We start from the raw sequence: 14,559 nt of genomic DNA, 5'->3' as shown, positions 1-14,559 counted from the left end.
GCTCAGCAACCTCGCGCGAGGTTGCTGAGCCGCCGTCAGGTAGTTCTGGGAGGGTGTGAGAGGGGTCACTGGGCGTCGATTTGTGTTTAGCTGCGGTGGCTGGGTATTGTTTTACTTCGGGTTCACCCGATGAGGGCCTATAGCTCAGGCGGTTAGAGCGCTTCGCTGATAACGAAGAGGTCCCTGGTTCAAGTCCAGGTAGGCCCACGTCCTGTCACAACAGGATTTCCTTTCGAGGAGGATCATGAGAAGATGGATTCTCAGCGGTCTCACGTTAGTGGGACTGGGAGTGTTCTTCGGGTGGCGGCACCAGAACCAGAGTGCCCAAGCCGAATGGTCCGAACACACCGACTCGGTGTGAGGGTGTGAACCCGTCCGGGGGTATGGCGCAATTGGTAGCGCATCTGCTTTGCAAGCAGAGGGTTAGGGGTTCGAGTCCCCTTACCTCCACTCGAGTAGTTTTGAGACAGCACTCGTAGAACGAAGGCTCCGAACCGATTACGGTTCGGAGCCTTCGTCGTTTCCGTGGACGCTCAGGCTCGCCAGTACCCGAGGTAGCCGTCGATGAGCCCGTCATAGGTGTGCAGGCTGCGGTCGCCGTTGAAGTTCTGATGCCACACCTGGCCCTTGTAGTAGATGCCGATGTGACCGAAGGCGGTGGTGTTGTCACCATTGCCCCAGACGAGGATGTCGCCGTTCTCGAACTTCTGATCGGTGTGCCAGGTGAAGCCGTTCGCCTTCATCTTGTCCCCGCCGGATCCGCCCGCCTGATAGTCGACGGCATTGCCCCACGGTCCGTGGTCGACGCCGTGGACCTCTTCGAGCGCCCGGGAGATGAGGCTGACGCATTCTCCCTGATAGCCGCCCTGTGAGTTCGCCAGCGACTCTCCTTTGTAGTGCTTGAGGAAGTCCCCGATGTCTGAAAACTTCTTCTCCGCCTCCGGGCTCGCCGAGGCGGTGCCGGATTCCGCGGCCGCAGCCGAGTTCTCGGCCGCCGCGTTCGCGGCTCCCGCAGAGGCGGCCGGCGGTGCCGCCGGCTGGGCGGCGGAGGCCATCGAACCGGAGCCGAGCACGGTGGCTCCGGCGAGCATCGCAGCTGTCATGGTCTTCGTGGTGACGTTCTTCAGAGTCATTCTCATCCGTTCGTTCCGCTTGACTGTGTGACTGGTACTGACTTGCCTGGAGACGATCCGCCTCGGTGACGGGTCGGCTCCTCAGCCGACGCTAACAGCGCCGCGGTGAACATCCGATACGTCGAATCGAAGAGAGAATGAACTCCGCTCCGACATCGACGCCGGCCACCTCCGTCTACAGTGAGTCCATGAGACCTCCGCTGAGCCCGATCCCACCGCGGTGGATAGCGGCCGCGGCGGTCCTCGGCATCGCCGTAGCGATCGGCGGCTGCTCAGCGAGCGCTTCGCCGCCGACACAGGCATCGACAGCACCGTCGCCGCCGACGTCAGGAACTTTCGACTACCAGCTCGGCGGAACCTATGACTCGCTGCCGGATCCGCAGGGCCGTATCGATATCGTCGTCCGGGATGCCGGTGCTGCACCCCTGACTGGGGCGTACTCTATCTGCTACGTCAACGGATTCCAGACCCAACCCGACGGGGCGGCGGACTGGCGTGACCACACGGATCTGCTGCTCCACGATGCCGCCGGTGACCTGGTCGTCGACCCCGATTGGCCCGACGAACACATCCTCGATCCCTCGACCGCAGACCGACGATCCCAGATCCTCGACATCATCGGCCCCGTCATCGACGGCTGCGCCGAATCCGGATTCGACGCCGTGGAGATCGACAATCTCGATACGGCCGACCGATTCCCCGACATCGACCGAGGCGGTGCCCTGGAACTCGCGGCCGCGTACGTCGACCGTGCCCACGCCAAGGGCCTGTCGATCGCGCAGAAGAACGCGGCCGAACTCGCCGACACCGCTCATTCTCAGCTCGGCTTCGACTTCGCCGTGACCGAGGAATGCGCAGCCTACGACGAATGCGACCGGTTCACCTCCGTCTACGGCGACCGTGTCCTCGCCATCGAATACCCCCACACCCTCGCCGAGGCGGGGCTGGACTTCGCGGACGCCTGCGCCGTCCCGGAACGCCCGCCGCTGATGATCCTGCGCGACCGCGATCTCGTCGCAGCCGGCGATCGTGGCTACCGATACGACACCTGCTGAGGAGACCGAGCGAGCAGTGACGAAGATCGCCGCAGTTTCGGGTTCTCCCCACTGTCGGAGGTATTCGGGAATACGTTAGTCTGAGATGCTGTTGAAACTTTCGTCTGCGCGTCGATTCGGCATCTGCGTGCGACCTCCGCCCACATCCCGGGCCCCTCAGACACATCCGAACGGAGCACCGTCTTGTCCAGCGACAGCTCACCCGCACACGCGCAGACACAGGCCAATGACACCATCGACCCCGCCGGTATGAAGGTCATCTGGCTGCTGCTGGTGGCTGCCTTCGTGGCCATTCTCAATGAGACGACGATGGCCATCGCCATCCCCGAACTCAACAAGGCCCTCGGCATCCCTCCGGAGCTCGGCCAGTGGCTGACCAGTGCTTTCATGCTTACCATGGCCGTCGTCATACCGACGACCGGTTTCCTCCTGCAGCGTTTCACCACCCGCCAGATCTTCCTGGCCGCGATGATCCTGTTCTCAGCGGGCACATTGATCTGCCTCGTCTCGCAGGGCTTCATCCTGCTTCTCATCGGACGGATCGTGCAAGCAGCCGGCACCGGCATCATGATGCCTCTGCTGATGACCACGATGATGAACGTGGTCCCGGCACACTCGCGCGGCCGGATGATGGGTCGAGTCGGCCTCGTCATCTCGCTGGCCCCGGCCATCGGACCGACGATGTCGGGCATCGTCCTCGATTCGCTGGGCTGGCGCTGGCTCTTCGGCATCATCCTGCCCATCGCGCTGATCGCTCTGGCACTCGGTGCGAAGTGGATGACCAACCTCGGCGAGTCGACTTACGCCCCGATCGACGTCATCTCCATCATCCTGTCCGTGTTCGCCTTCGGCGGCATCGTCTACGGCCTCAGCCAGTTCGGCGGCGGGCACGGCGGTGAGGCAGGCGGCGGATCGACGAGCAGCCTGGCCTGGGCGACGATCGGCGGCGGAGTCGTCTTCCTCGCGCTCTTCGTGTGGCGTCAGCTCGTGCTGCAGAAGGGCGATCGCGCCCTGCTCGACCTGCGTGTGTTCAATTCGCGGAACTACGTCTTCTCGGTCATCATCATGGCCGTCGTCGCCCTGTCCATGTTCGGCACGTTCTCCCTGCTGCCGCTGTACCTGCAGAGCGTCGTCGGACTCGGCGCCACCCAGTCCGGTCTCGTGCTTCTGCCCGGTTCGGTGATCATGGGTCTGCTCGGACCGGTGATGGGACGGATCTACGACGCCCGCGGACCGAAGACGCTGCTGGTGCCCGGCACGATCATGATCGCGTCCTCGATGTTCGCGTATTCGACGGCCGGCGTGGGAACGCCGATCTGGCTGCTCATCATCGTCCAGATCGTCATGTCATTGGGCCTGGCCGCATCGTTCACCCCGCTGTTCTCCGCCTCGCTGGGATCGCTGGAGCGCCACCTGTACTCCCATGGTTCGGCAGCGCTCAACACCCTGCAGCAGGTCGCGGGAGCAGCCGGCACCGCGCTGCTCATCTCGATCTACTCCGCGGCCCTGCACTCGGGTCAGGCGGAGGGCAAGTCCGTCCCCGAGGCGGGTGCCCCCGGCGGTCACGCCGCGTTCCTGTTGGCGACGGTCATCGCGATCGTCCCAATCGTCCTCGCGTTCTTCATCCGCAAGCCCGAAGACCAGGATGAGTACCCCGCCGAGGTGGTCGAACCGACCGAGGCCAGCCCCGCCGAATGACGGTCGGCCCCGCCGAATGACGGTCGGCCCCTGACTGCGGCCGGCTGAGGCCCATCGAACCCCTCGTTCCGAATTTCCCGGAACGAGGGGTTCTGTCGTCGGCCACCTCGGTGATCGGAGGTCCCGACCTTGGTACGGTGACCTCATGACCTCCTCTGTGCCCGCGGATCCGACATCCTCGACCGAGATCCAGCCGGACGTGCGGGTCCGCGGGGCCAGGGAACACAACCTGCGCAACGTCGACCTCACCGTGCCCCGGGATGCGCTCGTCGTGTTCACCGGAGTGTCCGGATCGGGCAAATCCTCCCTGGCCTTCGGCACTCTCTTCGCCGAGTCCCAACGGCGGTACCTCGAATCCGTGGCACCGTATGCCCGCAGGCTCATCGACCAGGCAGGGGTCCCCGACGTCGATTCGATCACGGGAATGCCGCCGGCCGTCGCCCTGCAGCAGCAGCGCGGCGGGCGCAGCGCACGCTCGAGCGTCGGCAGCATCACCACGGTGTCCAGCCTCGTGCGCATGCTCTACTCACGGGCGGGACGGTACCCGGAGGGACAGTCGATGCTGTTGGCCGAGGATTTTTCGACGAACACCGTCGAAGGTGCCTGCCCGGAATGCCACGGAATCGGCCGCGTCTACGAGGTGCCCGAGGACAAGATGGTCCCGGATCCGACGCTGACGATCCGGGAGCGCGCCATCGCTTCCTGGCCGAAGGCCTGGCACGGCCACCAGCTGCGCGATGTGCTCGTCGCTCTCGGCTACGACGTCGATGTCCCCTGGCAGGACCTGCCGCGCGAACACCGCGATTGGATCCTCTACACCGAGGAGACTCCGCACCTTCCCGTCCACTCCCGGCTGACGCTGGACGAAGCGCGCGAAGCGATCGCAGCAGGCGCCGAACCGACCTATTCGGGAACCTTCGTCGGAGCCCGGAAGTACGTGCTCGACACGTTCGCGAACACGAAGAGTGCCGGGATGAAGCGTCGCGTCGCCGAGTTCCTCAGTGCCGGTCCCTGCCCCGTGTGCCACGGAAAGAAACTCAGGCCCGACGCTCTGTCGGTGACGATCGCCGGTCTCGACATCGCCGAATTCTCCGCCCTGCCGCTGCATGAACTCATGTCCGTCCTTCGCGATGAGGTCGCCTCGGCGAAGGCGACCATGGACACAGACGATCACCCCTCGGCGGACAAGCTTGCCGCATTCGTCCGCCTCGGCGAGGGTCTCATCGACCGGCTCCGCCCGATCGTCGACCTCGGCCTCGGGTACCTCTCACTCGATCGGACCACACCGACGCTGTCCGGCGGTGAGCTGCAGCGGCTGCGATTGGCCACCCAACTGACCTCGGATCTCTTCGGCGTCGTCTACGTGCTCGACGAACCCTCCGCCGGCCTCCACCCGCAGGACGTCGATGCCCTACTGGGCATCCTCGACGGGTTGAAGGACCGCGGGAACAGCCTCTTCGTCGTCGAACATTCCGTCGACATCATGAGGCATGCCGACTGGCTCGTCGACATCGGGCCCGGGGCCGGCGAACGCGGCGGGGACGTCCTCTACAGCGGGCCGACGGCCGGACTTGCCGAGATCGACGAATCCGTGACCAGGGGCTATGTCTTCGGCGGACGTGGACTCGAACCCCACGAACCCCGGCATCCACGAGGCTGGATGAAACTTGCGAACATCCGCCGCAACAATCTCCACGACATCAGCCTCGACCTGCCGCTGGGCTCACTGACCGCCGTGACCGGAATATCGGGATCGGGAAAGTCCAGCCTCGTCAGTCAGGTTCTCCCGGCCCTCGTCGGCGACCGACTGGGCACCTCCACCACTGCTGACGAACCGGCGTCCGATGATGACGCACTCCTGCTCGCCGACGAACCCGAGGACCTTGATGGCACCGTCACCGGGGAACTCACCGGGATCCGACGGGTGGTGAGCATCGATCAGAGGCCCATCGGTCGCACGCCCCGGTCCAACGTCGCAACCTACACCGGCCTGTTCGACCATGTGCGCCGGCGCTTCGCCGAGACCCCCGAGGCCAGAGAGCGCAGTTACAAGCCCGGCCGGTTCTCCTTCAACGTCGCCGGTGGACGCTGCCCCACCTGTGAGGGTGAAGGATCGGTCATGGTCGAGCTGCTGTTCCTGCCCTCGGTCTACACCGAGTGCCCCGACTGCCACGGCACCCGCTTCCAGTCGAGCACCCTGGAGATCCTGTGGCGCGGACGCAATATCGCTGAGATCCTGGGGATGAGCGTCGAGGAGGCCCACGACTTCTTCACCGGCGAATTCGACATCATGCGCTCACTGACCGCACTCATCGACGTCGGCCTCGGCTACCTGCGCCTCGGCCAACCCGCCACCGAGCTCTCAGGCGGTGAGGCGCAGCGGGTCAAACTCGCCAGCGAGCTCCAGCGCTCCCAGCGCGGCGACACCCTCTACGTCCTCGACGAACCCACCTCCGGACTGCATTGCGGGGATGCCGACCGGCTCGTCGCACACCTGCAGACCCTCGTCGATGCCGGCAACACGGTCATCATGGTCGAACTCGATATGCGCGTCGTGGCCGTCGCCGACCACGTCGTCGAACTCGGCCCCGGCGCCGGTGACGACGGCGGCCGGGTCGTGGCGACCGGCACCCCCGCCGACATCGTCGACGCCGGAGCGGGTCCCTCCGCGACGTACCTCGCCGCGGCGCTCTCCGAACTCCGGTGATCTGAGGCACACGACTTCATCCCGGCGGGCCGTGTGATCCCCAGAAACAAGCGGATCCCGGCGCCTCCCGGAATTGTTGGAGGCGTCTAAGTCTCAGTTGTGCGTAGACACACCCGATTCGCGGCGGGAAGTCTTGAGATATGCCCACCGCAATCATCCGCCGCATCGCGATCTGCCTCGTCATCGCCGCACCCGCCGTGGTGCTTCGCGTCACCGGTGTCGAACTCGCTCCGGTTCTCGAGCTCCTCGCGTTCGGCGCCGCCATCGTCGCGGCTGCCTTTCTCCTGGCCTGGGCCGCCGAGGCGGCGCAGAAGGACATCTCGGGTGCTCTGGCGATCGCCCTGCTCGCCCTCATCGCGGTCCTCCCGGAATACGCCGTGGACCTCTACTACGCGTTCCGATCAGGATCTGACCCCGATTACCTGCACTTCGCGGCGGCGAATATGACCGGATCAAACCGACTGCTGCTCGGCTTCGGGTGGCCGCTCGTCGTCATCATCGCCCTCCTCGTCGCCCGCCGCATGGCCAAGCGGACGAAGGCCCCCATCCAGCATTCCCTTCGCATCGACTCGGGCAGCCGGATGGACATCGGCTTCCTCGTCATCCTCGGTGTGATCGCCTTCGCTATTCCGCTGCTCGGCAGCATCCCCATCTGGTTCGGCTCAGCCCTCGTGCTCATCTTCGTCGCCTATCTGTGGCGGGCCGGGCAGGCAGCGGGCGATGACGAAGAGGAGTTCGTCGGCGCCGCGGCTCTCATCGTCGCCATGCCGCAGAAGGCCCGTCGGGTCACAGTGGTGACGATGTTCGTCGTGTCCGCAGCGATCATCCTGCTGTCTGCCGAACCGTTCGCCGAGGCGCTCGTGGCCTCGGGCTCGGCATTGGGAATCGACAGCTACTTCCTCGTCCAGTGGCTGGCCCCGCTCGCCTCTGAGGCCCCCGAGTTCATCATCGCCGCGATGTTCGCCCTGCGCGGCATGGGCGGGGCGGCCATCGGCACACTCATCGCCTCGAAGGTCAACCAATGGAGCCTGCTCGTCGGCTCCCTGCCGATCGCGCATTTCGCGGGTGGCGGCGGCCTCGGACTGCCCCTGGATGGGCGTCAGATCGAGGAGTTCACTCTCACGGCTACGCAGACCATCCTCGGTGTGGCGATCATCCTGGCCCTGCGCTTCCATTGGGCACCGGCGCTGGGGCTCGCCGCGCTCTTCGGGCTGCAGTTCTTCGTCACTGACACCTCCGGACGCTACATCCTCTCCGCGATCCAGGCGGTCCTGGCGATCGTCGTCCTCATCCTCCACCGCCGTGACATCCTCCCCACGCTCGCTGCCCCGTTCCGCAGACCGCAGCCCGGCGATGTGACTGCAGACCCCGCCGAGGCGGCCGATCCGGAACGCGAATCGACCGTGACAATACCTGCCGACCCGAATTCGGCCGGTACCCGCGCGTAGAATGACGATCATGCCGCGCCCCGCTGTCACCCGCATGGTCGAGGACTACGTCACCCTCATCTGGAAGGCCTACGAATGGCCGGGCGGTCGCCCCGCCACTACGGAGATGGCCGAACAGCTGGGAGTGACCGCCTCGACGGTGTCGGCGAACCTCAAGAAGCTCGCCCGCGACGGTTACATCGACTACGAACCCTACGGGCAGATCGTGCTCACCGACGTGGGTCGGCAGATCGCCGTCGAGATCGTCAGACGCCACCGCATCGTCGAGTCCTACCTGGTCGAGGCCCTGGGCCTGACCTGGGATCAGGTCCATGACGAGGCGGATCGGCTCGAACATGCCGTCTCCGACCTCGTGCTCGAACGGATGAACGCCGCATTGGGAAATCCGCAGCGGGACCCGCACGGCGATCCGATCCCCGATGCCGACGGGCACACCGCCGATTTCCCCAGCAGACGGCTGCAGGAGACCGCCCCGGGTGTCGAGGTCGAGGTTGTGCGCGTCTCCGACCGGTCGCCTGAACTGCTGCGTTACCTCACCGATCGTGGAATCGTCATCGGCACGAAGCTGCAGGTGAGATCGATCAGCTCGGCCGCCTCGGCGATCGCGGTCAGCGTCGGCGACGACAGCATCGAACTCGCCCTCGACGCCGCCGACGCGATCCGCGTCGGACCGGGTCTCGGCTGAGGCGGACAGAGCTTTAAGCCGACTGCGACTCCCGTTCGAGATCTGCGGTGGCGTCGGCACTCGCTGACTTCCGTCGCAGTTCCCCTCCCCGCGCGCGTCCGGCGATGAGGAGGGTGATGAGCCCGCCGACGGTGACGAGCGCACCTGCCCACAGCGGTGAGGTGTAGCCGAGACCGGAGGCGATGGTCAGTCCGCCGATCCACGCGCCGAAGGCATTGCCGACGTTGAAGGCCGCGATGTTCGCGCCCGATCCCAGGGTCTGCGCGTCGCCGGAGTGGCGCATGATGCGCATCTGCATCGCCGGGACCGTGGCGAACCCGAACCCGCCCATGAACACCAGTGCGATGATCGTGGCGACCTTGTTCTCGGCGACCAGAGAGAACACGGCGAGGATGACGACGAGGCCGATGAGCAGGGTGAGCAGCGTCGCCCCGAGGTTCTTATCGGCCGCCCGGCCGCCGAGGATGTTGCCGATGAAGAGGCCGACTCCGAAGAGCACGAGGAGCCATGGAACGGCGGCGCTGGAGAAGCCGGTCACCCCGGTGAGCGTGAACGCCATATAGCTGAAGGCTCCGAACATGCCCCCGTAGCCGAGGATCGTGAGGAGGATCGACGCCCACACCTGACCGGAGGCGAAGATGCGGAATTCGCCGAGGATGCCCGAAGCCACGTCGGATCGTGCCGGAATCGAGGGGACGAGGACGGCGATGCCGATGAGGGCGATGATGCCGATGACCGCGATCGTCCAGAAGGTCGACCGCCATCCGGCGGCCTGGCCGAGGAAGGTGCCCAAGGGGACGCCGAGCACGTTGGCCGTTGTCAGACCCGCGAACATCATCGAGATCGCCGCGGCCTGGCGGTTCGCGGGTACGAGAGAGGCGGCCACGACCGCGCCGATGCCGAAGAAGGCACCGTGGCAGAGTGCTGCGACGATGCGGCCGACCATCATCATCTCGTAGCTCGGGGCGAGAGCGGAGAGGCCGTTGCCGATGATGAAGAGGACCATGAGGCCGATGAGAGCCGTCTTCCGGTTGACCCGGCTCAGCGCCACGGTGATCGCGATGGCTCCGATGGCGACGGCCAGGGCATAGCCGGAGATGAGGTAGCCGGCGACGGTCTCGGAGACCGCGAAGTCTGCGGCCACCTCGGGCAGAAGACCCATGATGACGAACTCGGTGAGTCCGATTCCGAACCCGCCGATGGCGAGAGCGAGCAGTGCGAGCGGCATGGTGGTGCAGACCTTTCGGTGGGGAGCGGATTCCGCGGTCGCGAAATCATGTGCGTGTGCAATAGGACGCGTATGCACTAGTTGCATACGCAATGAATATGGTTGCACACGCGTCTTATCCGCGCAAGTGGTGTATCCTTGAGAGACGTCGAGAACAAGGAGAATGACGTGGGTATCAGGGACGACGCGGTGGAGATCCGGGCCAAGGGCTGGCGCACGCTCGCTGCTCTGCACGGACTCATCGAAGTCGAGCTCGAACGCAGCCTGCAGCGCGAGCACCACCTCTCCGTGGTCGAATTCACCGTCCTCGATGCGCTGAGCCGGCAGGATGGCTGGCATATGCGCATGCGGCAGCTCGCCCGCGCCGCCGCCTTGTCATCGAGTGCGACGACGCGGCTGGTCACCCGCCTCGAGGACCGAGGTCTGCTCACCCGAGTGCTGTGCGCCGACGACCGTCGCGGCATCTACACCGAGCTCACCCCTGCCGGTGAGACGCTGCTCGCCGAAGCGCATCCGACGCACGACAGTGTGCTCGAATCCGCTCTCGCCGAAGCTCGTGAGACGCCGGAACTCGCGCCTCTGGTCTCGGCGCTCTATGCCGAGTCGGTCGCCTGAGGTCACGCCTTGAGCTGACTCACTCTGACCTCAAGGGCAGAACTGACCCAAAGGAAAAGGCCCGATCGACAGCGGAAGTTCGCTGTCGATCGGGCCTTTTCGACCGCCTCGGCGAGGGTGATCCTGCACTAGGGCACAGGACTCAGTCGATCAGATCCACCTGAGACCAGGTGCGCCTGATCAGGCGTGGACGCGGATGAGGTGTTCATTGGTGAACGCCTGGAACGCCCACTGAGCGTTCTCACGGCCGTAGCCGGAGCGGTTGATGCCGCCGAAGGGGTACTCCGGTCCGGATTCCATGTGGCTGTTGATCAGGGTCATGCCGGCGTTGATCTTCTTGCCGAACTCCTGACCCTTCTCCAGGTCGTCGGTCCACACCGAGGACATGAGGCCGTACTCGGAGTCATTGGCCAGACGCAGAGCATCCTCTTCGTCCTTGGCGCGGTAGATCATCACGGCGGGTCCGAAGAGCTCGTTGCAGCCGAGGTCCGAGCGCGGGTCGATGTCGGTGAGAACGGCCGGGGACATGAACCAGCCCGGGCGGTCGAGCTTCTTTCCGCCGGTGAGCAGGGTCGCACCATCGGCGACGGCCTTCTCGATCATCTCGACGATCTCGTCGCGAGCGCCTTCGGAGGACACGGGCCCCATGCCGACCTCGGGGTCGTCGAAGTCGGAGATCTTCATGGCTTCGGCGGCCTTGACAGCCTCGGCGACGAATTCGTCGTAGAGCCCGTCGACGACGATCATGCGCTTCGGCGAGGTGCAGACCTGGCCGGCGTTCGCCAGACGAATGCCGACGAGCTTCTGCGCGACCGAGGCGACATCCTTCGAGTCGAGGACGACGGCCGGGTCGTTTCCGCCGAGCTCGAGCACGGCGCGCTTGTAGTACTTCGCGGCGATCGCGGCCACCGACGCACCGGCACCCTCGGAACCGGTGAGCGAAAAGCCCTTGACGCGGAAGTCCTTGAGGACCTCCTCGGCGTGGGAGGAGTCGAGGTAGATGTTCTGGTACACGCCCTTCGGCAGTCCCGCCTCGGTGAGGAGGTCCTCGAAGTACTGGGAGGACTTCGGGCAGATCGATGCCTGCTTCATGATGATCGTGTTGCCGACCATGAGGTTGGGCAGCACGAAGCGGGCGATCTGGTTGTACGGGAAGTTCCACGGCATGATGCCCAGCAACACGCCCAGCGGCTGGTGCTCGACATAGCTGCTGGCCGCGCCGGCGGCGGCCAGGTGGGTCGTGGACAGATGGGTGGCGGCGTTGTCGGCCATCCAGCGGGCGGTGCGGGCGACTTTGTCGACCTCGCCGAGGCCCTGCTTCTTGATCTTGCCCATCTCACGACCGATGATGTCGGTCATCTCATCGGCATTCTCATCGACGAGATCGGCGAACTTGCGCAGGATCGCCGCGCGTTCATGCAGCGGCGTCTCCTTCCACGCCAGATGTGCCTCATGGGCACGATCGATGTAGGCGGGAATCTCCTCTTTGGGAACAGAGGCGAACTCCTCCTCGACTTCGCCGGTGTTGGCATTGGTGACAGCGAACTTGCTCATGGAACGTCCTTTCACGGGTTGACGATCTGTGCCCTGTAACAAACTACAGTCTCCCGACATTCCGCGACACTTGAGTCCATGCCTGGGATTACCATTCATCCATGGAGAGAGTGAATGGAATCGGCGGATACTTCCTGCGGGCGGCCGACCCCGAGGCGATGACGGCCTGGTACCGCGACGTCCTCGGCGTCGACTTCGGTGATCACGGGCTGTGGCGGCAGCCGGCCGGACCGACCGTGATGGCGATGTTCGGAGCCGACACCGACTACTTCGGGACGCGGCCGGAGGACCAGGACCGGCAGCAGACGATGCTGAACTTCCGCGTCGCCGACCTCGACGCGATGATCGCGCAGCTGCGCGAAGCCGGCGCCGAGGTGGACGACGAGACCCAGCAGATGGACGCAATCGGACGCTTCGGTTGGGTCACCGATCCCGAAGGGAATCGGATTGAGCTGTGGGAACCGGAGGAACGGGACTGAACCCGAGTTGAGCTGTGACTATGCTGCCGCCTCGGCGGTGGCGGGTTTCCTGCGATCATCGATCAGACGGCGTCTGACCGCGAACGACAGGACCGCGGCGATGACGCACATGGCTGCCCCGCCCCACCAGGCGTAGGTGTACTCACCGAAGGCGTCACGGACGGCGCCGGCGGCGAAGGCAGCGGCGGCGGCCCCGATCTGATGGGCGGCGAAGACCCAGCCGAAGACGATGGTGCCGTTGTCTCCGAAGATCTCGCGGCACAGAGCGGCCGTCGGCGGGACCGTCGCGACCCAGTCGAGGCCGTAGACGACGATGAAGAGGATCATGCTCGGGTGCACCGTGTCCGAGAGCAGCCAAGGCAGGAGCAGCAGGCCGACCCCGCGGAACGTGTAGTACGCGACGAGGAGGATCCGGGGATCGAATTTATCGGTCAGCCAACCGGAGAACACGGTGCCCACGATGTCGAAGATCCCGACGACCGCGAGCAGGCCGGCCGCCGTCGAGGCGGGCATCCCGTGGTCGTGGGCCGAGGGGATGAAGTGGATGCCGATGAGGCCGTTCGTCGTCGCGCCGCAGATGGCGAAGGCGATGGCCAGAGCCCAGAACGAGCGATGACGTGCCGCGAAGAAGAGCCCGTCGAAGGCGCGTCTGGTGGCGCCGGCGCCGGGGCGTGCGGTGGGCGTGGTCGGGGCGGACTCCGCCGTGGGTGCGTTGCCGTCGTCAGGTTCGGTCGCGGGGTCTGTGCTCGCATCGGCCGCACCATAGGGCAGAACGCCCAGGTCAGAGGGATGATCGCGGAGGATGAACCAGACCAGCGGCACGGCGGCCATCGCCGCGATGCCGATGAACAGGGATGCCGGCTTCCATCCGGTGGATTCGGCGATCGTGGCGACCGGAGGCAGGAAGATCAGCTGGCCGGTGGCTGATCCGGCCGTGAGGATGCCCATGACCAGCCCACGGCGGGCGACGAACCAGCGATCGGCGATGGTGGCGGCGAAGACGAGGGCCATCGAACCGGTGCCCAGACCGATGAGCACGCCCCAGAAGATGAGCAGCTGCCAGGAGGCGGTCATGAGCACGCTGCCTCCTGCACCGAGGGCGACGAGAGCCAGAGCCGCGGCGACGACCTGGCGGATGCCGAAGCGATCCATGAGTGCCGCTGCGAAGGGAGCCGTGAGCCCGTAGAGCAGCAGATTCACGCTCACGGCCAGGGACATGCTGCTCATCGACCACCCGAAGTCCGCATGGAGCGGAACCATCAGCGCTCCGGGAGCAGCCCGGAATCCGGCGGCGGCGAGCAGGGCGATGAAGGCGACGGCGGCGACCCACCAGGCGGGGTGGATGCGGCGGTGCCTCCGCTGCGCGGGTGGAGTGGTCGACATCGATCCCTCGGGCTTTCTTCAAAGAAGTTATACTGGAGGAAGTATAAGCAGACTTCGTCGAAGAAAGGTAGTCGTGATGGCTTTGCGTTCGGATTGGTCGCAGGAGTTCTGTCCGGTGAAGCGGTCGCTCGACGTGCTCGGCGATCCGTGGGTGCTGCTCATCGTCCGCGATGTCCTCCACGGTCGTGGGCGTTTTGACCAGCTGCGTGAGAATCTCGGAATCTCCGAAGCCGTGCTCAGCCGGCGGTTGTCCGGAATGCTTGGGGCCGGGCTGCTGACGAAGGTCGACTACGCCGACGGGGCGCGCATCCGGCAGGGGTATGCGGCCACCGAGGCCGCCGCCGATCTGCTGCCGATCCTGCAGCAGCTGTCCCTGTGGGCAGAGAAGCACACCGAACTGCCTGCCGGCGGAGGCCATATGGGACTCATCCACGAAGCCTGCGGCGCCGAGACGACTCAGGGCGAGGTGTGCAGTGCCTGCGGTCAAGTGCTGCTGCCGGAGGATATGTCCTGGGACAAGCCGTGGAAGGACGTGCGCGAACGGCTGCAGCCGGCCGGGACTCTGAGCTGAGTC

At 65.5% G+C, this 14,559-nt stretch carries 12 protein-coding genes and 2 tRNA genes; 10 read left to right on the top strand and 4 right to left on the bottom strand.

The annotated features are described in order from the left end of the window. Positions 1-133 precede the first annotated feature (133 nt). Both ACSBQT_RS16690 and ACSBQT_RS16685 read left to right on the top strand, forming a co-directional pair. Positions 134-207: transfer RNA gene (locus ACSBQT_RS16690), tRNA-Ile, on the top strand. Between the two features lie 170 nt (positions 208-377). Then, a tRNA-Ala gene (locus ACSBQT_RS16685) sits at positions 378-450 on the top strand. Positions 451-533: 83 nt separating this feature from the next. Here ACSBQT_RS16685 and ACSBQT_RS16680 read toward each other — a convergent pair. Next, positions 534-1,133, bottom strand: coding sequence for a hypothetical protein (locus ACSBQT_RS16680; RefSeq protein ID WP_435002122.1), 600 nt, complete (start codon positions 1,131-1,133; stop codon positions 534-536). Between the two features lie 188 nt (positions 1,134-1,321). Here ACSBQT_RS16680 and ACSBQT_RS16675 point away from each other — a divergent pair, with 188 nt between their 5' ends. The 5 genes from ACSBQT_RS16675 (at position 1,322) to ACSBQT_RS16655 (ending at position 8,726) form a co-directional block, all read left to right on the top strand. Next, the gene (locus ACSBQT_RS16675; RefSeq protein WP_410709330.1) at positions 1,322-2,188 is read left to right on the top strand and encodes an endo alpha-1,4 polygalactosaminidase; all 867 of its coding nucleotides are present in this window, start codon (positions 1,322-1,324) and stop codon (positions 2,186-2,188) included. 249 nt (positions 2,189-2,437) lie between these two features. Next, positions 2,438-3,886 carry an MDR family MFS transporter gene (locus ACSBQT_RS16670; RefSeq protein ID WP_264801875.1) on the top strand — a complete coding sequence of 483 codons (1,449 nt, stop codon included), beginning with the start codon at positions 2,438-2,440 and terminating at the stop codon, positions 3,884-3,886. Between the two features lie 145 nt (positions 3,887-4,031). Beyond that, positions 4,032-6,593 carry an excinuclease ABC subunit A gene (locus tag ACSBQT_RS16665; RefSeq protein ID WP_410709331.1) on the top strand — a complete coding sequence of 854 codons (2,562 nt, stop codon included), beginning with the start codon at positions 4,032-4,034 and terminating at the stop codon, positions 6,591-6,593. Positions 6,594-6,733: 140 nt separating this feature from the next. Further along, a complete protein-coding gene (locus tag ACSBQT_RS16660) occupies positions 6,734-8,041 on the top strand; it encodes a sodium:proton exchanger (protein ID WP_410709332.1) in 1,308 nt (435 codons plus the stop codon). Between the two features lie 10 nt (positions 8,042-8,051). Beyond that, on the top strand, positions 8,052-8,726 hold the full coding sequence (locus ACSBQT_RS16655) for a metal-dependent transcriptional regulator (protein WP_370035123.1): 675 nt from the start codon (positions 8,052-8,054) through the stop codon (positions 8,724-8,726). 13 nt (positions 8,727-8,739) lie between these two features. Here the strand turns inward: ACSBQT_RS16655 and ACSBQT_RS16650 are convergent, their stop codons facing one another. Continuing rightward, positions 8,740-9,954: an MFS transporter gene (locus ACSBQT_RS16650; RefSeq protein WP_410709333.1), complete on the bottom strand. Its 1,215-nt coding sequence runs from the start codon at positions 9,952-9,954 to the stop codon at positions 8,740-8,742. 168 nt (positions 9,955-10,122) lie between these two features. Between ACSBQT_RS16650 and ACSBQT_RS16645 the strand changes: the two genes are divergently transcribed. Then, the gene (locus ACSBQT_RS16645; RefSeq protein ID WP_410709334.1) at positions 10,123-10,569 is read left to right on the top strand and encodes a MarR family winged helix-turn-helix transcriptional regulator; all 447 of its coding nucleotides are present in this window, start codon (positions 10,123-10,125) and stop codon (positions 10,567-10,569) included. A 180-nt stretch (positions 10,570-10,749) separates the two neighbouring features. On the opposite strand, the gene ACSBQT_RS16640 is transcribed toward ACSBQT_RS16645, so the two are convergent. After that, on the bottom strand, positions 10,750-12,123 hold the full coding sequence (locus ACSBQT_RS16640; RefSeq protein WP_410709335.1) for an aldehyde dehydrogenase family protein: 1,374 nt from the start codon (positions 12,121-12,123) through the stop codon (positions 10,750-10,752). Between the two features lie 101 nt (positions 12,124-12,224). On the opposite strand from ACSBQT_RS16640, the gene ACSBQT_RS16635 reads away from it, so the two are divergent. Then, positions 12,225-12,602: a VOC family protein gene (locus ACSBQT_RS16635; protein WP_410709336.1), complete on the top strand. Its 378-nt coding sequence runs from the start codon at positions 12,225-12,227 to the stop codon at positions 12,600-12,602. An 18-nt stretch (positions 12,603-12,620) separates the two neighbouring features. Here ACSBQT_RS16635 and ACSBQT_RS16630 read toward each other — a convergent pair whose 3' ends face one another. After that, positions 12,621-13,985 (bottom strand): MFS transporter, encoded by a 1,365-nt coding sequence (locus ACSBQT_RS16630; protein ID WP_410709337.1) that lies wholly within the window; start codon positions 13,983-13,985, stop codon positions 12,621-12,623. Between the two features lie 76 nt (positions 13,986-14,061). On the opposite strand from ACSBQT_RS16630, the gene ACSBQT_RS16625 reads away from it, so the two are divergent. Next, positions 14,062-14,556: a winged helix-turn-helix transcriptional regulator gene (locus ACSBQT_RS16625; RefSeq protein ID WP_181271217.1), complete on the top strand. Its 495-nt coding sequence runs from the start codon at positions 14,062-14,064 to the stop codon at positions 14,554-14,556. The last annotated feature ends 3 nt before the right edge of the window (positions 14,557-14,559 follow it).

This window comes from Brevibacterium sp. H602 (assembly GCF_051172395.1).
In the GTDB taxonomy this organism is placed as follows: domain Bacteria; phylum Actinomycetota; class Actinomycetes; order Actinomycetales; family Brevibacteriaceae; genus Brevibacterium.
This window is presented reverse-complemented; position numbering and strand designations above follow the sequence as displayed.

Excerpts from the sequence above, each read along its gene's own strand:
- ACSBQT_RS16680 (WP_435002122.1), bottom strand. The coding sequence starts at position 1,133 with ATGACTCTGAAGAACGTCACCACGAAGACCATGACAGCTGCGATGCTC.
- ACSBQT_RS16675 (WP_410709330.1), top strand. The coding sequence starts at position 1,322 with ATGAGACCTCCGCTGAGCCCGATCCCACCGCGGTGGATAGCGGCCGCG.
- ACSBQT_RS16670 (WP_264801875.1), top strand. The coding sequence starts at position 2,438 with ATGAAGGTCATCTGGCTGCTGCTGGTGGCTGCCTTCGTGGCCATTCTC.
- ACSBQT_RS16665 (WP_410709331.1), top strand. The coding sequence starts at position 4,032 with ATGACCTCCTCTGTGCCCGCGGATCCGACATCCTCGACCGAGATCCAG.
- ACSBQT_RS16660 (WP_410709332.1), top strand. The coding sequence starts at position 6,734 with ATGCCCACCGCAATCATCCGCCGCATCGCGATCTGCCTCGTCATCGCC.
- ACSBQT_RS16655 (WP_370035123.1), top strand. The coding sequence starts at position 8,052 with ATGCCGCGCCCCGCTGTCACCCGCATGGTCGAGGACTACGTCACCCTC.
- ACSBQT_RS16650 (WP_410709333.1), bottom strand. The coding sequence starts at position 9,954 with ATGCCGCTCGCACTGCTCGCTCTCGCCATCGGCGGGTTCGGAATCGGA.
- ACSBQT_RS16640 (WP_410709335.1), bottom strand. The coding sequence starts at position 12,123 with ATGAGCAAGTTCGCTGTCACCAATGCCAACACCGGCGAAGTCGAGGAG.
- ACSBQT_RS16635 (WP_410709336.1), top strand. The coding sequence starts at position 12,225 with ATGGAGAGAGTGAATGGAATCGGCGGATACTTCCTGCGGGCGGCCGAC.
- ACSBQT_RS16630 (WP_410709337.1), bottom strand. The coding sequence starts at position 13,985 with ATGTCGACCACTCCACCCGCGCAGCGGAGGCACCGCCGCATCCACCCC.
- ACSBQT_RS16625 (WP_181271217.1), top strand. The coding sequence starts at position 14,062 with ATGGCTTTGCGTTCGGATTGGTCGCAGGAGTTCTGTCCGGTGAAGCGG.